This window comes from Bordetella genomosp. 6 (assembly GCF_002119705.1).
Lineage (GTDB): Bacteria > Pseudomonadota > Gammaproteobacteria > Burkholderiales > Burkholderiaceae_B > Bordetella > Bordetella bronchiseptica_F.
On the sequence record NZ_CP021107.1, the window covers coordinates 841,693 to 865,169 of the forward strand.

21 protein-coding genes are annotated in these 23,477 nt (G+C 68.0%); 13 read left to right on the forward strand and 8 right to left on the reverse strand.

Translation table 11 applies throughout. The features are described from left to right. Window positions 1-58: 58 nt before the first annotated feature. A complete protein-coding gene (ftsZ, locus tag CAL11_RS04010) occupies window positions 59-1,243 on the forward strand; it encodes a cell division protein FtsZ (protein WP_003814568.1) in 1,185 nt (394 codons plus the stop codon). Window positions 1,244-1,470: 227 nt separating this feature from the next. Further along, a complete protein-coding gene (lpxC, locus tag CAL11_RS04015; protein WP_033467646.1) occupies window positions 1,471-2,394 on the forward strand; it encodes a UDP-3-O-acyl-N-acetylglucosamine deacetylase in 924 nt (307 codons plus the stop codon). A 111-nt stretch (window positions 2,395-2,505) separates the two neighbouring features. On the opposite strand, the gene CAL11_RS04020 is transcribed toward lpxC, so the two are convergent. Further along, window positions 2,506-2,913 carry a flagellar hook-length control protein FliK gene (locus CAL11_RS04020; protein WP_033467645.1) on the reverse strand — a complete coding sequence of 136 codons (408 nt, stop codon included), beginning with the start codon at window positions 2,911-2,913 and terminating at the stop codon, window positions 2,506-2,508. 128 nt (window positions 2,914-3,041) lie between these two features. Between CAL11_RS04020 and CAL11_RS04025 the strand changes: the two genes are divergently transcribed. The 4 genes from CAL11_RS04025 (at window position 3,042) to CAL11_RS04040 (ending at window position 8,848) form a co-directional block, all read left to right on the forward strand. Continuing rightward, window positions 3,042-4,028, forward strand: a complete 987-nt coding sequence (locus tag CAL11_RS04025; protein ID WP_033467705.1) for a M23 family metallopeptidase — start codon at window positions 3,042-3,044, stop codon at window positions 4,026-4,028. A gap of 180 nt (window positions 4,029-4,208) precedes the next feature. Then, window positions 4,209-6,944, forward strand: a complete 2,736-nt coding sequence (gene secA / locus CAL11_RS04030) for a preprotein translocase subunit SecA (protein ID WP_086092220.1) — start codon at window positions 4,209-4,211, stop codon at window positions 6,942-6,944. Between the two features lie 17 nt (window positions 6,945-6,961). After that, window positions 6,962-7,681 carry a VOC family protein gene (locus CAL11_RS04035; RefSeq protein ID WP_086092221.1) on the forward strand — a complete coding sequence of 240 codons (720 nt, stop codon included), beginning with the start codon at window positions 6,962-6,964 and terminating at the stop codon, window positions 7,679-7,681. Window positions 7,682-7,855: 174 nt separating this feature from the next. Beyond that, window positions 7,856-8,848 carry a tripartite tricarboxylate transporter substrate binding protein gene (locus CAL11_RS04040; protein WP_033467642.1) on the forward strand — a complete coding sequence of 331 codons (993 nt, stop codon included), beginning with the start codon at window positions 7,856-7,858 and terminating at the stop codon, window positions 8,846-8,848. Between the two features lie 9 nt (window positions 8,849-8,857). Here CAL11_RS04040 and CAL11_RS04045 read toward each other — a convergent pair whose 3' ends face one another. Next, on the reverse strand, window positions 8,858-9,475 hold the full coding sequence (locus CAL11_RS04045; protein WP_411469326.1) for a cysteine dioxygenase: 618 nt from the start codon (window positions 9,473-9,475) through the stop codon (window positions 8,858-8,860). Window positions 9,476-9,526: 51 nt separating this feature from the next. Here CAL11_RS04045 and CAL11_RS04050 point away from each other — a divergent pair, with 51 nt between their 5' ends. The 4 genes from CAL11_RS04050 to CAL11_RS04065 all read left to right on the forward strand — a co-directional run bounded on the left by CAL11_RS04050 (window position 9,527) and on the right by CAL11_RS04065 (window position 12,913). Continuing rightward, a complete protein-coding gene (locus CAL11_RS04050) occupies window positions 9,527-10,306 on the forward strand; it encodes an SDR family oxidoreductase (RefSeq protein ID WP_033467637.1) in 780 nt (259 codons plus the stop codon). 85 nt (window positions 10,307-10,391) lie between these two features. Beyond that, window positions 10,392-11,648 (forward strand): D-amino acid dehydrogenase, encoded by a 1,257-nt coding sequence (locus CAL11_RS04055; RefSeq protein ID WP_033467634.1) that lies wholly within the window; start codon window positions 10,392-10,394, stop codon window positions 11,646-11,648. Window positions 11,649-11,654: 6 nt separating this feature from the next. Beyond that, on the forward strand, window positions 11,655-12,125 hold the full coding sequence (locus CAL11_RS04060) for an Lrp/AsnC family transcriptional regulator (protein WP_086092222.1): 471 nt from the start codon (window positions 11,655-11,657) through the stop codon (window positions 12,123-12,125). A 179-nt stretch (window positions 12,126-12,304) separates the two neighbouring features. Then, window positions 12,305-12,913, forward strand: a complete 609-nt coding sequence (locus tag CAL11_RS04065; RefSeq protein ID WP_086092223.1) for a gamma-glutamylcyclotransferase — start codon at window positions 12,305-12,307, stop codon at window positions 12,911-12,913. On the opposite strand, the gene pagP is transcribed toward CAL11_RS04065, so the two are convergent. From pagP to CAL11_RS04085, 4 genes are all read right to left on the reverse strand, one after another. Next, a complete protein-coding gene (gene pagP / locus CAL11_RS04070; RefSeq protein ID WP_033467631.1) occupies window positions 12,910-13,458 on the reverse strand; it encodes a lipid IV(A) palmitoyltransferase PagP in 549 nt (182 codons plus the stop codon). The genes CAL11_RS04065 and pagP overlap by 4 nt on opposite strands. 105 nt (window positions 13,459-13,563) lie before the next feature. Beyond that, window positions 13,564-15,036 (reverse strand): magnesium transporter, encoded by a 1,473-nt coding sequence (gene mgtE, locus CAL11_RS04075; protein WP_086092224.1) that lies wholly within the window; start codon window positions 15,034-15,036, stop codon window positions 13,564-13,566. 10 nt (window positions 15,037-15,046) lie between these two features. Beyond that, complete coding sequence (locus tag CAL11_RS04080) at window positions 15,047-15,457, reverse strand: acyl-CoA thioesterase (protein WP_033467625.1); 411 nt, start codon at window positions 15,455-15,457, stop codon at window positions 15,047-15,049. A 63-nt stretch (window positions 15,458-15,520) separates the two neighbouring features. After that, on the reverse strand, window positions 15,521-16,567 hold the full coding sequence (locus CAL11_RS04085; RefSeq protein WP_086092225.1) for a YeiH family protein: 1,047 nt from the start codon (window positions 16,565-16,567) through the stop codon (window positions 15,521-15,523). Between the two features lie 106 nt (window positions 16,568-16,673). Here CAL11_RS04085 and CAL11_RS04090 point away from each other — a divergent pair, with 106 nt between their 5' ends. Continuing rightward, window positions 16,674-17,552, forward strand: coding sequence for a LysR family transcriptional regulator (locus tag CAL11_RS04090; RefSeq protein ID WP_033467620.1), 879 nt, complete (start codon window positions 16,674-16,676; stop codon window positions 17,550-17,552). Between the two features lie 13 nt (window positions 17,553-17,565). On the opposite strand, the gene CAL11_RS04095 is transcribed toward CAL11_RS04090, so the two are convergent. Then, window positions 17,566-18,762 carry a M20 aminoacylase family protein gene (locus CAL11_RS04095; RefSeq protein ID WP_086092226.1) on the reverse strand — a complete coding sequence of 399 codons (1,197 nt, stop codon included), beginning with the start codon at window positions 18,760-18,762 and terminating at the stop codon, window positions 17,566-17,568. 76 nt (window positions 18,763-18,838) lie between these two features. On the opposite strand from CAL11_RS04095, the gene CAL11_RS04100 reads away from it, so the two are divergent. Continuing rightward, window positions 18,839-20,515 carry an AMP-binding protein gene (locus CAL11_RS04100; protein ID WP_208617570.1) on the forward strand — a complete coding sequence of 559 codons (1,677 nt, stop codon included), beginning with the start codon at window positions 18,839-18,841 and terminating at the stop codon, window positions 20,513-20,515. Between the two features lie 18 nt (window positions 20,516-20,533). Here CAL11_RS04100 and CAL11_RS04105 read toward each other — a convergent pair whose 3' ends face one another. Beyond that, on the reverse strand, window positions 20,534-21,427 hold the full coding sequence (locus CAL11_RS04105) for an inositol monophosphatase family protein (protein ID WP_086092228.1): 894 nt from the start codon (window positions 21,425-21,427) through the stop codon (window positions 20,534-20,536). Window positions 21,428-21,557: 130 nt separating this feature from the next. Between CAL11_RS04105 and mnmC the strand changes: the two genes are divergently transcribed. Next, a complete protein-coding gene (gene mnmC, locus CAL11_RS04110; protein WP_086092229.1) occupies window positions 21,558-23,459 on the forward strand; it encodes an FAD-dependent 5-carboxymethylaminomethyl-2-thiouridine(34) oxidoreductase MnmC in 1,902 nt (633 codons plus the stop codon). Window positions 23,460-23,477 lie beyond the last annotated feature (18 nt).

The following is a 23,477-nucleotide window of genomic DNA, read 5'->3' on the forward strand; positions in this document are numbered from 1 at the left end:
AAGATAGGTTGTTGGGGAATTTTTGTGATTTGCAATTCGGACTTGTGAGGGAGTCATCATGATGAACTTTGAGATGCTTGAGAACAACGCCAAGGGGACCGTAATCAAGGTCGTTGGCGTTGGGGGCGCGGGCGGCAACGCCGTCGCGCATATGATTCGCAGCGGTGTCAGCGGCGTGGACTTCATTTGCGCCAATACCGACGCGCAGGCGCTGGCGGCTACCAATGCGCCGGTGCAGATCCGCCTGGGCCGCACCGGCCTGGGCGCGGGCGCCAAGCCCGAGCAGGGCCGTGCCTCGGCCGAGACGGCGCGCGAGGAAATCCGCGCGGCGCTCAACGGCGCGCACATGGTGTTCATCACCGCGGGCATGGGTGGCGGCACCGGCACGGGCGCCGGCCCCGTGGTCGCGGAAGTGGCCAAGGAGCTGGGCATCCTGACCGTCGGCGTGGTCACCAAGCCGTTCACCTTCGAAGGCAACAAGCGCCTGCGCATGGCCGAGGATGGTATCGGCGAACTGGGCAAGCACGTGCATTCGCTCATCGTGGTCCTCAACGAGAACCTCTACGAGCTGATGGACGACGATGCCACGCAGGAAGACTGCTTCAAGGCGGCCGACGACATCCTGCACAACGCGTGCGCGGGCATTGCCGAGATCATCAATGTCGAGGGCAACGTCAACGTCGACTTCGAAGACGTCAAGACGATCATGGGCGAGCAGGGCCAGGCCATGATGGGCACGGCCGCGGCCAGCGGCGCGGACCGCGCGCGCGTGGCGGCGGAAAAGGCGATCGCCTGCCCGCTGCTCGAAGGCGTGGACCTGAACGGCGCGCGCGGCGTGCTGGTCAACATCACCGCCAGCCGCACGCTGAAGATGCGCGAAACGCGCGAAATCATGGAAACGATCCGCAGCTACGCTTCGGACGACGCGACCGTGATCTTCGGCACCGCCTATGACGAGCAGATGGGTGAAGAGCTGCGCGTCACCGTGGTCGCCACCGGCCTGGGCCGCGAGGCTGTCCGTCCGCAACTGGTGCAGCACACCAGCGAGGCGCTGCGCACCGGCACCGACAACATGCCGGTGGGCAACATGCTGGCTGGCCAGCAGGGCGACTACCGCGGGCTGGACATGCCGTCGGTGATGCGCAACCCGCGCAGCCAGGCTTCGGCCCAGGTGCGCGCGTTGGAAAGCTCCGGGATGGATCATTTCGACATTCCGGCGTTCCTGCGCAAGCAAGCCGATTGACGTAGTGAACCAAGAGCCGTCCTGCGGCTCTAACTCCCTCAACTCCGGCCCGCCCTTTCCCCGGCGGGCCGGGGTCGGAGCGGTCCGCCTGTTCTTCAATAAAAGGGACGTATCTTTTGTTGGCAAGGGACCCGGCTGGCAGCATTGTTCCCCGGAGGTTACAATAGCCCGGTTATGCCGGTGTCTATTGGTAGATTTCCGGCTTTCGCAAGAATAATAGAGTCGTCATGTTCCGACAGCGCAGTATTCAAAATCTCGTACGCACGACAGGCGTTGGCGTCCATTCGGGCCGCCGGGTCGAACTCACCCTGCGTCCGGCCGAGGCGAATACCGGCATTGTCTTCCACCGCGTGGACTTGCCGCAGGTCGTGGACCTGCCGGCCTCGGCCATCGGCGTGGGCGACACCCGCATGGCGTCGGTGCTGCAGCAGGGCAATGTGCGCGTTTCGACCGTCGAGCACCTGATGTCGGCGCTGGCCGGCCTGGGTATCGACAACCTGCATGTCGACCTGACGGCCGAAGAAGTGCCCATCATGGACGGCAGCGCGGCCACGTTCGTGTACCTGCTGCGTTCGGCGGGCATCGTCGAGCAGAATGCGCCCAAGCGCTTCATCCGCGTGTTGAAGCCCATCGAGGTGCGCGAAGGCGAGGGCCGCAACGAAAAGTGGGCTCGGCTGGAGCCGCACGAGGGTTTCGCGCTGGCGTTCTCGATCGACTTCCGCCATCCGGCCATCGATTCCACGGCCAATTTCGCCGAAATCGACTTCGCCACCCATTCGTACGTGCGTGAAATCGCGCGCGCGCGCACTTTCGGTTTCGTCAACGAGGTCGAGGCCCTGCGCTCGATGGGTCTGGCGCGCGGCGGCAGCCTGGACAACGCCATCGTCATGGACGAGTTCCGGGTGCTCAACAGCGACGGCCTGCGCTACGACGACGAATTCGTGAAGCACAAGATCCTGGACGCCATCGGCGACCTGTATCTGCTGGGCAAGCCGCTGGTGGCGCGCTATGTCGCCTACAAATCGGGCCATGCCCTGAACAACCAGCTGGCCCGCGCCTTGCTCGAACAGCAGGATGCCTGGGAGCTGGTGACGTATGAATCCCAAGCCGCGGCGCCGCAGGCGTTCCGGCACGAATGGAAGCTGGCCTGACCAGGCCTTGCCGATATCGGTTTTCGCCCTATGGCCGCGCTGAGCGGCCATAGGCTTTTTGGTGGGGACGCCCAGGCGTCCCCGGTTTGCCGGCCGCTGGCCGGCCCCGCGTCAGCGGTTCTTGTGGTGTTTCAGCAGCCGCGCCACGGCGTCGGCCAGGGGGCCGGGGCGCAAGCCCCGATGCAGTGTCTCGAAGGCGTCCAGCGCGGTCGAGCCCAGGGGTTGGGCCAGCTTGGGCGGGCGCGGCGCTTTTTGTCCTGGCCGCGGCATGCCGGCTTGCACCCGGACGCTGATTTCGTTTACGTTCCAACCTTGCTCTGTCAGGGTCTGGGCGATGCGCGGCGCCATCTGGCGCAGCTTGGCCGCGTGGGCCGGGCCCGGCACCGCCAGCTGCAGCTGCTGGTTTTCCAGCTTGGCGACCACGCACAGCGCGCCCAGCGCGGGCGGCAGGACCGCCGCCACGGCGTGCTGTATCTGCAGGTGCTTGCGCGCCGTGGCCAATACGCCGGCGCCGCGCATGTCATGACCCAGCCACCCCAGGGCGCTACGGTCGCCGGGGCGGTTGGTGGAAGAACGCGGAGGACGGTATGTGTTTCGACTGGCCATGCCGGCTCAAATAACAGGATGCAAGCTTGAAGATCGTGATTATGCATGCCCAGCCCGGGCGGGAAGGGCATTTCACTCTCGGGGGCGGGCGCCTGGCGTTGCTGGTGGGCGCCACCCTGGTGACCGCCGCCATCGTGGGCGCCGCCGTGCAACGCTATATGTCCCCGCCGGCTCCGGCCGCCTATGCGGTCGATTGGCCTGCCTACGCCCAGGCCGTCAGCCCCGACCGGGATACAGCGTTCGTGCGTGAGAACGTTACCATGCTTGCCACCAAGGTCGGCACGCTGCAGGCCAAGCTGGCCAGCATCGACGGGCTGGGACGGCGCGTGGCCCAGGTGGCCGGGGTCGCCTATACCGACCCGGAACTGGCCACGCAGCTGCAGGGCATGCCCGAGGAAGCCACGCACGTGATGGATGACCTGTTCACCGACCGGCAGCCGCCGTCGCCGGCCACGGCCGCCGACCTGGCGCAGCAGCTCGACGAGATCCAGGTACGCATGGCGCAGCAGGCCGACAACCTGCGGCTGCTGGACGCCGCCCTGACGCGCCGCTCCGCGGACAAGGCGCTGGTGCCTTCGGCCATGCCGATCACGGAATACCCCTACCTCAGTTCCTCGTATGGCTGGCGCCGCAACCCGGTCACGGGCCGCTACGCCATGCATGAAGGGCTCGATTTCTCGGCGCCCAGCGGCACGCCCATCCTGGCGGCCTCGGGGGGCGTGGTGCTGGTGGCCAAATACCAGAGCGGCTACGGCAACAGCGTGGAAATCGACCACGGCAACGGCCTGATCACACGTTACGCCCACGCGTCGCGCCTGCTGGTCAAGGCGGGGGACGTGGTCGAACGCGGCCAGGAGATCGCCCGCGTGGGGTCGTCCGGCCGCTCCACCGGGCCGCACCTGCATTTCGAGGTGCGCCTGGCCGGCCAGCCGCTGGATCCGCGCCTGTTCCTGGGGCCGCAGCAGACGGCGCCGCCCACCGTGGCCCAGGCGCCGGCCGTGGCGCCCGCGGCTTCCGCGACCCGCTGAAAAGGCGCGTCGCGGAGCCGGACGGGGCCGCCGCGCGCACGGCAGGCCGTTGCGGTCCAGGTGCGTTAAACTGGATCGTTTCCCAGCGGGTTCGCCCGCTCAACCAGACAACAACAATCCAGTCACGGGCCTGTCCGCCGCCGTTGCGGCGCAAACCGGCCGGTGCCGCCAACGACACGCATGGTTTCTCTGCTCAAAAAACTCATTGGTAGTCGTAACGACCGCTTGCTGAAGGAATATCGCAAGCAGGTAAGTCAGATCAATAGCCTGGAGTCCAAGATCTCGGCTCTTTCCGATGAGGAATTGTCGGCAAAGACTCAGGAGTTTCGCGACCGGCACCAGCAGGGCACGTCACTGGACGATCTGCTGCCGGAAGCCTTCGCGGTGGTCCGCGAGGCCGGCAAGCGCGTGTTCGGCATGCGCCACTTCGACGTCCAGATGCTGGGCGGGATCGCGCTGCACAACGGCAAGATCGCCGAAATGCGTACCGGCGAGGGCAAGACGCTGATGGCCACGTTGCCGGTCTACCTGAACGCCATCGCCGGCAAGGGCGTGCACGTGGTGACGGTCAACGACTACCTGGCCCGGCGCGACGCCGAGTGGATGGGGCGGCTGTACCGCTTCCTGGGCATGTCGACCGGCGTGGTGGTGCCGCAGCAGCCCAACGACGAGAAGATCGCCGCCTACGCCGCCGACATCACGTACGGCACCAATAACGAATTCGGCTTCGACTACCTGCGCGACAACATGGAGTACCGGGTCGAGGACCGCCGCCAGCGCCGCCTCTCCTACGCCATCGTCGACGAGGTGGATTCGATCCTGATCGACGAGGCGCGCACGCCGCTGATCATTTCCGGCCAGGCCGAGGACCACACCGAGCTCTACGTGCGCATGAACGCGGTGCCGCCGCTGCTCAAGCGCATGGCGTCCGAACCCAAGCCGCACGAGCCCGAGCCCGAAGGCGACTACTGGGTCGACGAGAAGAGCCAGCAAGTCTACATGTCCGAGGCCGGCCATGAGAGCGCCGAGAAAATCCTCACGCGCGTGGGCCTGCTGCCCGAAGGCGAATCCCTCTACGATCCTCGCCACATCGCCCTGATGCACCACATGATGGTGGCATTGCGCGCCCATACGCTGTTCTTCCGCGACCAGCAGTACGTGGTGCAGGACGACGAGGTCGTGATCGTCGACGAGTTCACCGGCCGCCTCATGGTTGGCCGCCGCTGGTCCGACGGGCTGCACCAGGCCGTCGAAGCCAAGGAAGGCGTCAAGATCCAGCACGAGAACCAGACGCTGGCCTCGATCACCTTCCAGAACTACTTCCGCATGTACGACAAGCTGTCGGGCATGACCGGGACCGCCGATACCGAAGCGTACGAATTCCAGGAGATCTACAGCCTGGAAACCGTCATCATCCCGACCAACAAGCCGATGGTCCGCAAGGACCAGAACGACCAGGTCTTCAAGACGACGCAAGAGAAGTACCAGGCGATCCTCAACGATATCCGCGATTGCCACGAGCGCGGCCAGCCGGTGCTGGTGGGCACCACCAGCATCGAGAACTCCGAGCTGCTGGCCGGCCTGCTGCGCCAGGCCAAGCTGCCGCACGAGGTGCTCAACGCCAAGCAGCACGCGCGCGAGGCGGAGATCGTCGCCGAGGCGGGCAAGCCGGGCCACATCACCATCGCCACCAACATGGCCGGCCGCGGCACCGACATCGTGCTGGGCGGCAGTGTCGACAAGCAGGTCGACCTGATCCACGCCAACGAGGCGCTGAGCGAGGCCGAGAAGGAGGCGCGCATCCAGACGCTGCGTGCCGAGTGGAAGCCGCTCAACGAGCGCGTCAAGGAGGCCGGCGGCCTGCGCATCATCGGCACCGAACGCCATGAATCGCGCCGTATCGACAACCAGCTGCGCGGCCGCGCGGGGCGCCAGGGCGACCCGGGTTCGTCGCGCTTCTACCTGTCGCTCGAAGATCCGCTGATGCGCATCTTCGCCGGCGACCGCGTGCGCGCCATCATGGAGCGCCTCAAGCTGCCCGAAGGCGAGCCCATCGAGGCAGGCATGGTGACCCGGTCGATCGAGACCGCCCAGCGCAAGGTCGAGGGCCGCAACTTCGACATCCGCAAGCAGCTGCTCGAATACGACGACGTGGCCAACGACCAGCGCAAGGTGCTGTATTCGCAGCGCAACGAGGTGCTGGAGGCCGCTTCCATCGGCGCGACCGTCGAGGGCCTGCGCGATGCCGCCGTGACCGAAATGTTCCGCGGCTTCATCCCCGAGGAATCGGTCGAGGAGCAATGGGACGTCGCCGGGCTGGAAAAGGCGCTGGCGGGCGACTGGCACATCCAGCTGCCGCTGACCGACATGCTGGAGCAGGAGCCCAACCTGACCGACGAGGAACTGCTCGAGCGCGTGGTGGCGGCCGCGCGCCAGATCTACACCGCCAAGGTGGAGCAGGTCGGGGCCGAGTCGTGGGCGCAGTTCGAGCGTTCGATCATGCTCCAGTCGATCGATACGCACTGGCGCGAGCACCTGTCGGCGCTGGACTATCTGCGCCAGGGTATCCACCTGCGCGGCTACGCCCAGAAAAACCCCAAGCAGGAATACAAGCGCGAGGCTTTCGAGCTGTTCTCGGGCATGTTGGACCGTATCCGCGACGACGTGGTGCGGGTGCTGATGACGGTGCGGGTGCAGTCGGCCGAGCAGGTCGAGCAGGCCGAGGCCGATGCGGCGCAATCGCACGTGCAGAACGTGCAGTACCACCACTCCGACTACGACGAGGCGCTCGCCGATGACGGCCAGCCGCAGGGGGCGCAGCCGGTGCGCAATGTGCTGCCCAAGGTCGGCCGCAACGAACCCTGCCCGTGCGGCAGCGGCAAGAAATACAAGCATTGCCACGGCCAGCTGGCCTGACGCACCCGGAGAACGCCATGCTGCATGCCGTCGGCCGCACCGAATTCGACCACGCCGTGGTCATGGTTCGCGACCGGCTGGATGCGCTGGCGCCGCATTTCGAGCGGCAGGGCTTCCATCTCAGCGAGAAGGCGGTGCACAACCTGGGGTCGTGCAATCGCCTGATCGTGCTGGAAGGCACCTACATCGAGCTGCTGGGCTGGCCGCCCGGCGCGCCGCCGGCGCGCAAGGAAATCGCCGACTCGCCGCTGGGCCTGGAAGCCCTGGTGTTTCGCACCTATGATGCCGAGGCCACGTATCGGCGCCTGCTCGAGGCAGGTTTCGCCGTCAATCCGGTGCAGGAGCTGACGCGTCCGGCGCAGTGGCAGGGCCGTGAAGTGCAGGCGCGCTTCCATACCGTGCGTTTCGCCGAGCAGCCCATTCCGGGAATCCGGATGTACTTCTGCCGCCATCTGACGCCCGAGCTGGTCTGGAACGACGAACTCCTGTCCCACCCGAACGGCGCCCGCGGCATCGTGAGCATCGAGGCGGGCGCCGCCGACGCGCAAGCCGTGGCGCAGCGCCTGGGCCTGGTGGCGGACGTGCCGGCCGAGGCCGCGCCCGGCGGCTGGGACGTACCCTTGGGCAACCTGCGCCTGCGGGTGCTGCAGGATCCCGCCTGCGCCACGCCGCGGCTGCGCACGCTGACGCTGGAAAACCGCGACGGCGCGCATTACACGCTGGATACCGGCGTCTGAGCGGCAAGGGCGCGGCCGGCCATGCCGGCCATGCGCGGCGCGCGCCGATGGCGCATCATGGAGGCTGAGCATGGCCAGGGTCGGGCCGAGGCCGCGCGAGACGGCCCGCGATCCGCATGCGTGATCCACGGCGGCCGGCAGGCCGTCTTCACTGACCTTTGAGGCAGAAAATCTATGAAACCTCGAATACTGAAGGGTTTTACGACCGGCCTGTGCGCGCTGGCCCTGTTGGGCGCGGGCGCGGCAGCCTATGCGCCCGCGCACGCCGACGAGCGGCCGCTCGTGCTGGTCGTCCCGTATCCGCCGGGCGGCAGCACCGACATCCTGGCGCGCATCATGCAGCCGCGCCTGTCCAAGGAGCTGGACGGGCGGGCGGTCGTGGTCGAGAACAAGGTGGGCGCGGCAAGCCAGATCGCGACCGCGTACGTGGCGCGTGCCGAACCGGATGGCAACACCCTGCTGGTCAGCTTCGACAACCATGCGATCAACCCGGCGGTCAAGCCCAAGCTGCCCTACGACACCTTCAAGGACTTCGTGGCGATCAGCCAGACCGTGCGGTTCCCGCTGGTGGTGGGGGCCAATCCGTCGGTGCCGGGCAAGACGCTGGCCGAGTTTCTGGACATGGCACGCAAGCAGCCGGCCAACACCTTCAATTACGCCTCCACGGGCGTGGGCTCGCTGAATCACCTGGCGCCCGAAGAGCTGAAGCGGCGCGCCAAGGTCGAGCTGCTGCACGTTCCCTATGGCGGCGCGGGGCCGGCGGTGCAGGCGGTTGTGGGCGGGCAGGCGAACATGACCTGGCTGAGTTACGCGGCGCTGCGGGGCCAGATCCAGGCCGGCAAGATAAAGCCGCTGGCGGTGGCCGGCGACAAGCGTCTGAGCGATTTGCCCGAGGTGCCCACGGTGATCGAATCGGGCTTTCCCGGTTTTGTCGCCTATTCCTGGAGCGGCATGTTCGCGCCGGCCGGTACGCCGGCCGATACGGTGCGCAAGCTGACCGCGGCCTTCCAGGCAGTGCTGGCCGATCCCGAGGTCAGCCGCAAGCTGAACGAAGCGGGCTTCGAGATCGTCGCCTCGGACGGTCCGGCGCTGGAACAGTATGTGCGCAGCGAATACGAGCGTTGGGACTCGTTCATCAAGGCCAACAACATCAGCCTCGAGAACTGAGCGCGGCGCCTAGTGCGGGCGCGGCGCGGCTTCCTGCACGACGTGGTTGACGCCGGTGGCGATATCGCTCTGGGCCACCCCGTAGATGTGCAGGGAAATGGCGACCTCGTCGCCGGCATTGCCCAGCCGGTGGATCTGCGCCAGGCCGGGGGTGGCGGTGACGATGTCGCCGGGGCGGCGCGCCACCATGCCGGTGCGCATGGCCAGCCCCAGGTCGGGGTTCCAGCGGTAATGCGATTCGGTGAGTTCGCCCTGCAGAACCCGGTAGGTGCACCAGGTCTTGTGGCCGTGCACCGGGCTGAATTGCCCGGGGCGCCAGATCAGATAGGCGATGGTGAAGCTGCCGTGCGGGTCGGCGTAGGCGACGTGCCGGCTGTAGTGATCGGGATGTCCGGCGCGCAGCTCGGACGGCAGGTCGGCCAGCGCGCCGTCCGCGCCGGCCACGCTGGCGGCCAGTTCGCGTAGCAAGGCCTGCGCCGCGTTCAGTTGCGCGGACTGCACCGAGGCGCACAAATCCTGCAGGCCGGGCGAAATGGGGACGGACAAAAACGGTTGCGGGCGCATGGGATGGACGAATGCTGACAGTATTCCTATCCTAGGGGCTACGTTCCGGAATGGGTTTGCCAATTGGCAGGTCCGCAGGGGACGGATTAGAAAAATATTTCATCAGGAGTCGGCATGGATCTGGGTATCGCAGGCAAGACGGCGCTGGTGTTCGGCGGCAGCCGTGGAATGGGGCGGGCCTGTGCCCGCCAGCTGGCGCTGGAGGGGGTCAAGGTGACGCTGGCCGCGCGCACGGCGCAGACACTGGAGCTGGCCGCGGCGGAGATTACCCGCGAAGCCGGCATCGGCGTGGGCTGGGTGGCCGCCGACCTGACCCGCGCCGAGGGCCGCGAGGCCGCGCTGGCGGCCTGTCCGGCGCCCGACATCCTGATCAACAATGCCGATGGCCCCTTGCCGGGCGACTTCCGAGACTGGAGCCGCGACGACTGGATCAGCGCGCTGGACGCCATGATGCTGGGCCCCATCGACATGATCCGCCGGGTGGTCGATGGCATGACGCAGCGCGGCTTCGGCCGCATCGTCAATATCGTCTCGCGCAGCGTCAAGGCGCCGCACGCGGAGCTGGGCCTGTCCAATGGCGCGCGTTCCGGATTGATCGGATTTGTCGCGGGCCTGGCGCGGCAGACCGTGCGCCACAACGTCACCATCAACAACCTGCTGCCCGGCGCCTTCGCGACCGACGCCCAGGTGCGCCACATCCAGGGCCTGGTGGAGCAGTCGGGCCAGCCGTTCGAGAAACTGTGGGAAGAGCGCGGCCGCTCCAATCCGGCCGGCCGCTACGGCCAGCCGGAGGAGCTGGGCGCCCTGTGCGCCTACATATGCTCGACGCATACCGGATACATGACCGGTCAGAATATTCTGATCGACGGCGGCGGCTATCCCGGGACCTATTGAAGCCCGCGTGGCGCGGGCGCTGCGTCATAATGCGCCCCTTATCGAAAAGAGCGGCCTCACGGCCTCTCACACAAGGAAGCGATTGATGCGTGTATTGGTCCTGGGGGCCGGCGTGGCCGGCATGACCGCAGCCTACTATCTGTGGCGCGACGGTCATGCCGTGACCGTGCTCGAGCGCCAGGCCGGCCCGGCGCGCGAAACCAGCTTCGGCAACGCCGGCGGGCTGTGTCCCAGCTTCGCCGGGCCGTGGGCCGCGCCCGGCATGGTGGCCAAAGTGCTGCGCATGGCGCTGCAGCGCCATGCGCCGATCCGCTTTTCGCTGGCGCCGCGGCCGCGCAAGCTGGCATGGCTGGCACGCTGGCTGGGCGAGTGCTCCGCCGAGCGCTTCCGCGTCAACAAGCTGCGCATGCAGCGTGTGGCGCACTACAGCCAGGCCTGCCTGCGCGAGATCGCCGCGGCCGGGCTGCCGGTCTCGTTCGATTTCCATCAGGATGGCACGCTGCAGCTGTTTCGCGGCGAGGCCGACCTGAAGGCGGTGCCCAATATCACGCGTGCGCTCGATGAGTTCGAGGTGCCATGGCAGTTCCTGAGCGGCGCCGAGGCCGCCGCGCGCGAGCCGGCGCTGGCCGGCGCCCATGCGCCGGTGGCGGGCGGCCTGTTCCTGCCGCTCGATGGCTCGGGGGATTGCTACAAGTTCGTTTGCGACATGGCCGCCTACCTGGCTGGCGAGGGCGTGGCGTTCCGTTATGGCTGCACCGTGGCGAGCCTGGCGCAAGCCGGCGGGGCGATCGCGGGCGTGCGCACCGACCAGGGATTGCTGCAGGCCGACGCCTATGTGGTCGCCCTGGGCGGCAGCACGCCCTTCCTGCTGCGGCCGCTGGGCCTGAAGCTGCCCATTTACCCGGTCAAGGGTTACTCGATCACCGCCCCGATCGCCGACGAGGCGCGCGCGCCGCGGGCGGCCATCATGGACGAATACAACAAGGTGATGATTTCCCGGCTGGGTTCGCGCCTGCGCGCGGCGGGCATGGCCGAACTGGACGGGTACGGCCTGGCGATCGACCCAGGACGCGTGGCGTTTCTGAAGGGCGTGGTGCGCGAGTGGTTTCCGCAAGGCGCCGACTACGATGCGGCGCAGGCGTGGGCCGGCCTGCGGCCCATGACGCCGGACGGCCCTGCCATCCTGGGGCCGACCCGCTACGCCAATCTCTACCTGAATTGCGGCCATGGCTCGAATGGCTGGACACAAGCCTGCGGTACCGGCAGGATCGTCGCAGACATCGTGGCAGGCCGCACGCCGCAGATTGACCTGGATGGCTTGACCGCCGACCGCTACACCTGACGCTATTTGGGGGTTCCCGTGGATCAAACCGATATCAAGATTCTGCGCCTGCTGCAGAAAGACGCCACCTGCTCGGTGGCCGAGATCGCCGAGCAGGTGAACCTGTCGGTGACGCCATGCTGGCGCCGCATCCAGAAGCTGAAGGACGACGGCGTGATCGCGCGCAACGCGGTGCTGCTCGATCCCAGGGCGCTGGGGCTGAACCTGACCGTCTTCGTGTCCATCAAGACCAACCAGCACAACGCAAAATGGACCGACAACCTGATCAACGCGGTCATGTCGCTGCCCAACGTGGTGGAGTTCTACCGCATGGCGGGCGATATCGACTATCTGCTCAAGGTCGTGGTCGAGGACATGGCCGCCTATGACCGGTTCTACCGGCGTCTCATCGAAGCGGTGGATTTGCTGGACGTCAGCGCCAGCTTTTCGATGGAAGTCATCAAGAGCACCACGGAGTTGCCACTGGATGCCGTGTAGAGGGCGCCGAGCGCGCGCAAAAATTTTTCACGGCGGGCGCGCGCCGTGAACGGGTTTTGCCTGCCAGGGCATGGCAGGCCCGTCATCTCGCAAGGTAATTTCTTCGGCGCCGGCGTAGCATAGCTCGCTATCCGGCTCGCGGAGCGCGTGCCGGCGCACAGGCAGAGGTAGGTTTGGTCATGTCATTGCGAGAGTCCGCCGCCGCGGCGGACGAAGGGGCCGATCCGCGGACAGGTTCGGCGCGCGACTTGTTGTCGCAGTGGAACGGCTGCGAGGACGTCTGGGTATTTGCATACGGATCGCTGATCTGGCGACCCGACTTCGCCTGGCAGGAGCGCCGGCTGGCGACGGTGCGCGGCTACCACCGCTCGCTGTGCCTGTGGTCGCATGACCATCGCGGTTCGCCCGACAACCCGGGCCTGGTGTTCGGCCTGGACCGTGGCGGCTGTTGCCGGGGCGTGGCGTTCCGGGTGGCCGGGCGCGACGTGCCCGACGTATTCCAGGCGCTGTGGCATCGCGAAATGAGCGGCGGCGCATACAAACCGCGCTGGCTGCGCTGCCATACCGGGCAGGCGCCGGTGCGTGGGCTGGCCTTCGTGCCGGACCGGCGTTGCCGGCACTACGCGGGCGCGCTCAGCGACGAACTGCTGATCCGCGCCGTGCGCCAGGCGGTGGGGCGTTCGGGCGCATGCCTGGATTACGTGCGGGAAACCCACAGGGCGCTCAACGAGCACGGCATTGTCGATTGGCGCCTGGGGGCGTTGGTCGACAGGCTGGCGCAGTCCTAGAACTGCCAGCGGCCAAACATGAACAGCACGTTGCCGTTGCCCTTGCCGCCCGGGATATACGTGGCGTAGAGGGTGGCATCCTTGTAGCCGGCCGAGACCAGGGGCAGGATGCCGGGAAACGGCACCCGGCTCATGATGTCGGAGCGCGAAGTCAGGAAGACGGTGTAGCCGATGCCCAGGCGGGTGTCCGCGCCGACGCGGCCGATTTTCTGGAAACCGTAGCCGGCTATCGGTTCGATGTCGCTGTGCGAATCGAGAAACGCCATGGCGTACAACCCTTGCCAGTCGCCGTCTTCGTCGTAGATGCTCTTGCCCAGTCCGCCGCCCCAGGCCAGTTCGTTGAAGCTGCGGATCTTGTCGCTGCTGTACATGGCCCGGTTGTGCCACGAATAGCCGGTCAGGTAGAGGTCGTTGCCGCCTTCATTCCATATCTGGCCCACGCGCTGGCAGGCGCCACGCGCCCAGGAAGGCCAGTCGTCACAGGCCATGGCCGTTGCCGGCACCAGCAGGAAAAAGAAAGCCAGGGCCCGGAAATACTGGGTCATATGCTGCGCTAACGGGAAAAAGTGCAAACCTACACCTTAACCGATAGCGCGACACACAGCCTTTCAGTGAGCTGTCAAGAGAAACCGCCTACCTGGGGTGCGGAACTACAGTAGGAAGACCGTGGCCAGCCCGAGGAAAATGAAGAAACCGAGCGAGTCGGTGGCGAAGGTCAGCAGCACCGACGAGCCGATGGCCGGGTCCTTGCCGAAGCGCGCGCGCAGCATGGGCACCATGACGCCCACCGAGGCGCCGACCAGCATGTTGCAGATCATCGCGCCCATCATGACGACGGCGATGGACAGCGAATCGGAAATGGCCCAGGCGAACAGGGCGGCCACCAGGCTGCCGCACAAGCCCACCAGCAGCGTGACCAGCATTTCGCGCTTGACCAGTGGCCAGAGGTTGCGGCCGGTGATGCGGCCGACGGCCAGCGCGCGGATGATCATGGTCATGGTCTGGTTGCCGGAGTTGCCGCCGATACCCGCCACGATGGACATGAGAAACGCCAGGATCACGATGTGGCTGACGGTATCCTCGAAGCGCGACGCCACGAACGAGGCGGTGGCCGCGGTACAGAGGTTGAACAGCAGCCAGGGGGCGCGGTTGCGCAAGGCCATGAGCACGGGCGCGAAGATGTCTTCTTCCTGCAGGCCGGCGCGCGAGAGCGCCTGCTCCTGCGAGTCTTCCTGGATCACGTCCACCACGTCGGCAATGGTGACGCGGCCGATCAGCCGGCCCTGTTCGTCGGTGACCGGGGCCGAGACCAGGTCGTAGCGTTCGAACGCGCTGGCGGCGTCGGCGTCGGAATCCAGCGGGCCCAGGGTCAGGAAATCCGAGTTCATGACCGCGCGCACTTCGGTATCGGGCTCGCTGACCAGCAGCGTGGCGATGGGCAGGACGCCTTGCAGCTTGTCCTGGCGGTCGACCACGAAAATCTGGTCGGTGTGGTCGGGCAGTTCGTGCAGGCGGCGCAGGTAGCGCAACACCACTTCCAGCGACACGTCCTCGCGCACCCGGACCATTTCGAAGTCCATGATGGCGCCGACGCTGTCCTCGGGGTAGCCCATGGCCTCCAGCAGCTGGGCCCGCTCTTCCTCGGTCAGGCCCTTCTGGACTTCGGCCACCACGTCGGGCGGCAGGTCGGGCGCCAGGTCGGCCAGCTCGTCGGCGTCCATGCTGCCGGTGGCGGCGACCAGGTCCTGGCGGTCCATCGCCTCGATCAGCGATTCGCGCACCCAGTCTTCGACTTCGATCAGGACATCGGCATCGTGCTCGGTACTGACCAGCCGCCAGACCGTCTGGCGCTCGTCCTTGGGCAGCGACTCCAGGATGAAGGCGATGTCGGCCGGGTGCAGCCCGTTGATCAGGGTGGCCAGCTCCGCCTCATGCTGGCGGTGCACCAGGTCTTCGACCAGGTGGGCCTTGTCGTCGCCCTGTTCCTGGCGATGGACCAGGTCTTCGACCAGATGCTGCCGGCGCAGGCACTCCTGGACCTCGGCCAGTGCGTGCTGGGCGTCTTCGGGGTCGAGCCGGCGGGGTGTCGCGGGCGGCTTGGGCGTGGCGGCGGACTGCGTCATGCAACAGGACTCAAAGGGTGGGCAGCGGGCGGCTGCGCCGGGCTTCGTCGGTGGCGACGTAGGTGAGCACCGCTTCGGTGACTTTCACGACTTCGGCGTCCAGGCGCTGGCGTTCAGCATACACTTCGACCGACACCGTGACCGAGGTCGTGCCGGTGCGCGTGATGGAGGTATAGAAACTGAGCAGGTCGCCGACGAATACCGGTTGCTTGAACTGGAATGCGTTGACGGCCACGGTGGCCACGCGCCCGGCGGCGCGCCGGGCGGCGGGGATCGAGCCGGCGATATCCACCTGCGCCATGATCCAGCCGCCGAACACGTCGCCATGGATATTGGCATCGGCGGGCATGGGCATGACGCGCAGGACCGGCTCGCGCCCGGTGGGCAGGCTGGTGAAGGGGGATTTGGCTGGGTTGGTCATGCGGGCCGGCTCCTGAAGGGACCCGGCCGATTATGCAGGAAAAACGTGTCCTAGGCGCGCGGCTCAGGTCGCCAGCTTCACGATTCCGTAGCCGCCGAACACCAGCCATGCGTACAGGACCAGTCCCAGCGCCATGACGCGCGGTCCGGCCTTGCGGATCTGGGCGAAGCGGGTTTCGATTCCCAGCGCCGTCATGGCCATGGTCAGGACGAACACATCCAGCTTGCGGATGGTGGTGACCAGGTCGGACGGCAGGATGTCGAGGGAGTTGACGATGGCCAGGACCAGGAAGCCGATGGCGAACCACGGCACCGGCAGCTTGGCGTGGGATTTGCCGTCGGCGCCGGCGGCGGCGCTGGCGCGCAGCCAGAAGCCCAGCACCAGCAGGACGGGCACCAGCAAGGCGACGCGCGTCATCTTGACGATGGTGGCGACCTCGGTCGTGGCGGGGTCGATGTTGCTGGCCGCGCCGACCACCTGGGCGACCTCGTGCACGGTGCCGCCGATATAGATGCCCAGCGCCTGGGTGTCGAAGGGCAGCCAGCCGGCGTGGTAGATCACCGGGTAGAGGAACATCGAGAGCGTGCCGAACAGGACGACGGTGGCGACCGCCACCGCGCTCTTGTGAGGGGCGGCGCGCAGGGTCGGCTCGAAAGCCAGCACGGCGGCGGCGCCGCAGATCGCGCTGCCGGCGGCCGTCAGCATGGCGGTGTCGCGGTCCAGGCCGAGCAGCCGCTGGCCGGCCACCGTGCCGATGAGCAGGGTGGAGGCGACCACGCCGACCGACACCGCCAGGCCGGGCAGTCCCACCGCGGCGATCTGCTGGATGCTGATGTTCAGGCCGTAGAACGCGACGGCGATGCGCAGCAGGCGGCGCGCCGTGAAGTGCACGCCGGCGCCCCAGTCGGCCGGCATGGTGCCGCGCAGGAAGTTGCCGTACAGCATGCCGCAGACGATGCCGACCACCAGGGGGGAGAAGCCGAATTGCCGGATGAACGGCAGGTCGGCCAGCTGCACCACGGCCGCCGCCATCAGGGCGACGAACAGGATGCCGTTGAGCTTGTCGCGCCACGGGGTGGGCAGGGGCAGGGTAGAGGTAGTGGTGGTCATGGCGCCGTCAGCAATAACTAAATAACTGGCAGAAATATTACGGCCCGGACTATTATCTGAAAAATCTTTATTTTTAATATCTATCATCAGATATTACGATATCAACATGACGCCGGACCAATTGCTTACCTTCGCCAGCGTGGCCGACGCCGGCAATATCAGCCGCGCCGCCGAACTGCTGCACCTGTCGCAGCCGGCGGTGTCCGGCCAGTTGCGCATGTTGCAGGACTGGTTCGGCGAACCGTTGTATCGGCGCAGCGGCCATGGGATCGTCCTGACCGCGGCCGGCGAGCGGCTGGCCGAGCACGCGCGCCAGCTGCGCCAGGTGTACGGCCAGGCCGGCGCCTTGCGCGATGCGTGGCGCGGCCTGGAAACCGGTTCGTTGCGCCTGGGGGCCAGCACCACGCCGGCCAGCTACCTGCTGCCCGGCCTGGTGGCCGCCTTCCGGGCCCGCTATCCGGCGGTCGGCGTGCATCTGTCGGATGGCAATACGCGCCAGATCGTCGAGCGGCTGCCGGCCCTGGACCTGGCCTTCATCGAAGGCGAAGTGCCGGCCGGCCTGCCCGCCGATACGGTGGTGCATCCCTGGCGCCAGGACGAGGTGGTGGCGATCGTGCGCTCCGACCACACCCTGGCGGGCAACGGCGCGGCCACGCTGCGCGACCTGGCGGCGTGGCCCCAGGTCACGCGCGAGCCGGGCTCGGGCGTGCGCGGGCTGGTCGAGCGCGCCTTCGCCAGCGCGGGGCTGGCGCCGGCCGTGGGGCTGGAGCTGGCGGGCGTGGAAGGCGTCAAGCAGGCGGTGCGCGCCGGCCTGGGCGTGGGCTTCGTCTCCATCATGTCGGTGCGGCACGAGGACGGTTCGCTGGCGACGCTGCGGCTGTTGCCGCGGCCGCTGACGCGCACGCTCAGCATCCTGGCGCCGCACGCCAGCGCGGCGTCGCGCGCCACCCAGCGCTTCCTGGACGCCTGCCTGGCGCTGCCCTAGGGGCCTGGCCGGCTCAGGGGCGCGCCAGCCATTGGCGCGCCAGCTCCACCCAGTAGGTGGCGCCCAGCGGCAACAGCTCGTCGTTGAAGTCGTAGCTGCCGTTGTGCAGCATGCACGGGCCGGCTCCATGGCCGGCGTCGCGATGGTCGCCCGAACCGTTGCCGATCCAGACGTAGCAGCCGGGCTTGTCCTGCAGCATGAAGGCGAAATCCTCGGCCCCCATGGTGGGCTGGACGTGGTCGTTGACGTTTTCCGCGCCCACGATGCCGCGCATGACGCCGGCGCAGAACGCCGACTCGGCGGGATGGTTGATAGTGGGCGGATAGTTGCGCCGGAATTCCAGCTCGCCCTCGCAATCGAGGGCGGCACAGGTCAGGCGCGTGATTTCGCCCATGCGGCGTTCGATCAGGTCCAGCGTGTCGAGCGTGAAGGTGCGCACCGTGCCGCGCATGACGGCCTCGTTGGGCACCACGTTGTCGGCGCTGCCGGCGTGGATCTGGGTGATGCTGAGCACGGCGGCGTCGAGCGGGTTGCGGTTGCGCGTGACGATGGTCTGCAGCGATTGCGCCAATTGCACCGCCGCCATGACCGGATCGATGCCCAGGTGCGGCATGCCGGCGTGCGTGCCCTTGCCCTTGATGTGGATCGCGAATTCGTTGCTCGAGGCCATGATGGGCCCGGCGGTCAGGCCGAACTGGCCGACTTTCATGCCCGGCCAGTTGTGCATGCCGAATACCGCTTCCATGGGGAAGCGGGTGAACAGGCCATCGTCGATCATGCGCTTGGCGCCGCCGCCGCCTTCCTCGGCAGGTTGGAAGATCGCGTACACGGTACCGGCGAAGTCGCGCTGCTGCGACAGAAAGCGCGCCGCGGCCAGCAGCATGGCGGTATGGCCATCGTGGCCGCACGCGTGCATCTTGCCCGGATTGCGGCTGGCGTGGTCGAACGTGTTGGCTTCCTGCATGGGCAGGGCGTCCATGTCGGCGCGCAGGCCGACCGCCCGCGCGCCTTCGCGCGCGCCGCGGATGATGCCGACCACTCCCGTGCCGCCCAGGCCGCGGTCGACTTCGATGCCCCATTCCTGCAGCCTGGCCGCCACCACGTCGGCGGTGCGGAATTCCTCGAAGGCCAGTTCGGGGTGCGCGTGTATGTCGCGGCGTATGGCGGCGATATCCTGGCGCCACGCGACGATGGGTTCGATCAGTTTCATGCCGTGGGCTCCATGCGGAAGTCCGAGGCAACAAGGTTATCATCAAACAAAACTCGAATTAATGGAGGCAAACACCATGCTGCGCCCCTGGCTCGCTCACTATCCCGCGGGAGTCCCCCACGAGATTTCGCCGCAGGACTACACGTCGCTGACCGACCTGCTGGACCGGGCCTGCCGGCGCCATGCCGGCCAGGCGGCCTGCCGCTCGATGGGCTCGGACATGACCTATGCGCAACTGGATGCCCATGCGCGGCACTTCGCCGCCTGGCTGCAGGGGCGCGGCCTGGCGCGCGGCGCGCGCGTGGCGCTGATGATGCCCAACGTGCCGGCCTACCTGGTGTGCCTGCTGGGCACGCTGCGCGCCGGCATGGTGGTGGTGAACGTCAATCCGCTCTACAAGGCCGACGAATTGCAGCGCCAGTTGCTCGACAGCGGCGCCGAGACGATCGTCATCTTGGAGAATTTCGCGCACACGCTGCAGGCGGTGTCCGATCGCGGCGCGTTGTCGCATGTCGTGGTGGTCGGCCCTGGCGATTTGCTGGGAGGCCTGAAAGCGCCGCTGGTCAACCTGGCGGCGCGCTATGTGAAGAAGCTGGTTCCGCCATGGAACATCGAGGGGGCGCACCGCTTGCCGGATGCCCTGCGCGATGGCGCGCGCGCCACGTTCACGCCACCCGAGCTGGGCATGGACGACCTGGCCGTGCTGCAATACACCGGCGGCACCACCGGCACTCCCAAGGGCGCCATGCTGTCGCACGGCAACCTGGTGGCGAATGTGCTGCAGACCGAGGCCGTGGCGCAGCCGGTGCTGCACGACCTGCAGGGCCGGCAATTGACGATCATCAGCGCGCTGCCGCTGTACCACGTGTTCGCCATGACGGTGTGCGGCCTCTACGGCATGCATGCCGGCATGCGCAATCTGCTGGTCATCAACCCGCGCGACCAGGCGGCGCTGATCGCTGCCTGGCGCCAGGCGCCGGTCAACATCTTCCCCGGCGTCAACACCTTGTTCAACGCCCTGATCAACAACCCGGATTTCGCTCGTCTGGACTTCACCGACCTGCGCCTGACCCTGGGCGGCGGCATGGCGGTGCAGCGCCAGGTCGCCGAGCGGTGGCTGGAGCTGACCGGCCATCCGCTGATAGAAGGGTATGGCCTGTCGGAGACCTCGCCGGTGGCCACCGTGAACCCGACCGATGCCAAGACCTATTCGGGTTCCATCGGCCTGCCGCTGCCATCGACCGACGTGGCCATCCTCGGCGATGATGGCGTGCCGGTGCCGCTGGGCGAGCGCGGCGAGGTCGCGATCCGCGGTCCGCAAGTCATGCTGGGATATTGGCAGAAGCCCGAGGAAACGCGCGATGTCATGACGGCCGACGGGTTCTTCCTCACTGGCGATATCGGCATCATGGACGAAGCCGGCTATACGCGCATCGTCGACCGCAAGAAGGACATGATCGCGGTGTCGGGCTTCAAGGTGTATCCCAACGAAGTCGAGGCCGTCATCGCGGCGCACCCGGGGGTCCTGGAGTGCGCGGTCATCGGCGTGCCCGACGAGCATTCGGGCGAAGCGGTCAAGGTGTTCGTCGTGAAGAAGGACTCGGCCTTGACGGCCGAGGCGGTGCTGCAATGGTGCGAGGAGCGGCTGACGGGCTACAAGCGTCCGCGCCATGTGGAGTTCCGCGACGAACTGCCCAAGAGCAACGTGGGTAAGATCCTGCGGCGCGAACTGCGGCCCGACGCGGGTAGCTAGCCCGGGCCGCGCGGGTGCTCAGGCCTGGCTGGAATCGGGCGCGGGCGCGTCCAGGTGCGGGCTGACCATGTCGAACAGCGCGCCGTGGATGTGGCGGTTGCCGGCCACCACGCGGCCGCCGCTGGGCCACGACTGCTGCTGCATCATGTCGGTGCACACACCGCCGGCCTCGCGCACGAGCAAGGTACCGGCCGCGACATCCCACGGCGCCAGGCCCATTTCCCAATAGCCGTCGTAGCGGCCACAGGCCGTCCAGGCCAGGTCCAGCGCCGCCGCGCCCATGCGGCGTACGCCGCGGGTGCGGCGGATGGCGTCGTGCAGCATCGGCATGTATTGGTGGGCGAAGGAAAAATCGCGGAACGGAAAGCCCGTGGCCAGCACGGCGTCGTCGAGCGTCGACGTGCGCGAGCACGAGATGCGATGGCCGTTGAGCCACGAGCCGATGCCGTGGACGGCGGTGAAAAGCTCTTCGTTGCTGGGGTCGTAGACCACGCCGATGACCGGCGTGTCTTCCTGCAGGTCGGCGCCCGCCACCACGCGCGTGCCCGCGTGGGCGACCAGCGCGATCGACACCGCGTAGTGCGGAATGCCGTGCAGGTAGTTGGTCGTGCCGTCCAGCGGGTCGATGTACCAGGTGGCCGGCCCTTGCGCCGCGCCGCCGGTTTCTTCGGCCACGATGCCGAACTGCGGCGTGCGTTCGCGCAATACGCTGATGACGGCGGCTTCGGACTCGCGGTCGGCCTGCGAGACCAGGTCGTTGCGCGCCTTGCGGTCGATGACCAGGTCGGCGCGATGGTGCGCGTACGACTGCAGAATGGCGGCGCCCGCATGGGCCGCTGTGACGGCTGCGTCGACGGCCGCGCCGAGGTCCAGGGTGGCGGAGGCAGGGGAGCGTTGGGCGGAGGTCTGCATAGCCCAAGTGTAAGCCCATGCTCGCAGCCCGTTTCGCAACCAGGGAGAATTCGGTCTCGCGGCCGGGCATTTCGCCGCGACGGCGTGGTGCTTATCCAACGGCCGGCGATGGCTTTATAGTGGCAAACCTTTGAATAGTCGGATCTTTCCTGCCGCCATGTCTGCCTCGTTTGCGCCCCTGCAGCCCGCCGTCGTCGCCCGTGACGAACAGGGCCGCCTGTACAGCGCCGCCTATGGCGATGTCTACCATTCGCGCGACGACGCCGCCGGCCAGGCCGAGCATGTTTTCCTGCGCGGCAATGGCCTGCCGCAGCGCTGGCGCGGCCGGGCGCGCTTCACCGTCTGCGAGACGGGTTTTGGCATGGGGCTGAATTTTCTCGCCCTCTGGCGGGCCTGGCGTGACGATCCGGCGCGGCCGCGCCGCCTGCACATGCTGTCGCTGGAGGGCCACCCGTTCACGCGCGAGGATCTGCTGGCGGTGCTGCGCGCCCATGCGCCGGCGGGCTTGCAGGAGCTGGCCGCCCAGTTGGCCGCGCAATGGCCGCCGTTGTTGCCGGGGCTGCACCGGCTGGAGTTCGAGGGCGGCGCGCTGACCCTGACGCTGGGCTTCGGCACCGCGCAGCAGCTGGCGCCGCGCCTGGCGGCGCGCGTCGATGCCTACTTCCTGGACGGCTTCGCGCCGCGCGGCAATCCCGCCATGTGGGACCCGTTCATGCTGCAGACCCTGGCGCGCCTGGCCGCGCCGGACGCCACGCTGGCGTCCTGGTGCAGCGCCGGGCAGGTACGGCAGGCGCTGCAGCAGGCGGGCTTTGCCGTCACGCGCGCGCCGGGCTTTGGCGGCAAGTGGCACATGACGCTGGGCCGGCGCCTGCCCGGGGCGGCGACGCCCGACGACGGCGCGCCCGATGACGACGGCGCGCCGGTGCTGGTGGTCGGCGCCGGGCTGGCCGGCGCGGCGGTGGCGCATGCGCTGGCCTTGCGCGGCCGGGCCGTGACGGTACTGGACGCGGCGCGGCTGGCGGGCGTTGCGTCACACGCCGGCCACGCCGCCGCGGCCCTGACGCCGGTCATCGCGCGCGACGACAACCCGCGTGCGCGCCTGGCGCGCGCGGGCAGCCAGCGCGCCTGGCTGCGCTGGCGCGACCTGCCGGCGCCGGCCGCGCCCTGGCGCTGCGGCACCGTGCAGCTCGAGCGCGACGCCGGCCGGGCCGCGGCGCTGGCGCAGACGCTGCAGATCCTGCAATTTCCGGCCGACTGGGTGCGCATGGTGGACCGCGACCAGGCTGGCGCGCTGGCCGGCTTGCCGGTGGCGCGCGGCGGCGTATTCTTCGCCGACGGCATGCTGGTGCGGCCGGGCGCGCTCATCGATGCGCTGCTGGCGGGCCCGGGCATAGGCACGATCGCGGCGCAGGCCGCGCGGCTGCGACGCCATGGCGCTCAGTGGCAGGTGCTCGACGCGCAGGGACGGCAAGTGGCGCGGGCGCCGGTGGTGGTGCTGGCCAATGCGGCCGACGCGCCGCGCCTGCTGGCCGACAGCGGCCTGCTCGAGCCCTTGCCGCGGCTGGCCCGCATGCACGCGCTGGCCGGCGAAGTGACCCTGCTGCCGGCCGCGGCCCTGTCCGGCGGGCCGTGCTGCGTCGTCGGCGGCGAGGGATATCTGTTGCCCGCCGTGGACGGCTGGTGCGTGGCGGGCAGCACTTATGTGCATGGCGCCGCGCAGGCGCTGACCGGCGCCGCAGGCCAGCGCGTCAACCTGGACAAGGCCGCCGGCCTGCTGGGCCAGGCGCCGGCCGCCTTCGCGTCCCTGCGGCCCGGATCGCTGCCCGGCTGGGCGGGATGGCGCGCCGTGCTGCCGGGGCGGTTGCCGGCCGTCGGGCCGCTCGCCCATGCGCCCGGATTGTGGCTGGCGGCGGGGTATGCATCGCGCGGGCTGAGCTGGGCCGCGCTGATGGGCGATGTGATCGCGGCGCGTCTTTGCGGCGAGCCCGGGCTGCTCGAAACCGACTTGCTGGCGCAAATCGCGCCGCGATGAAAATAAAATGGTGTCGTA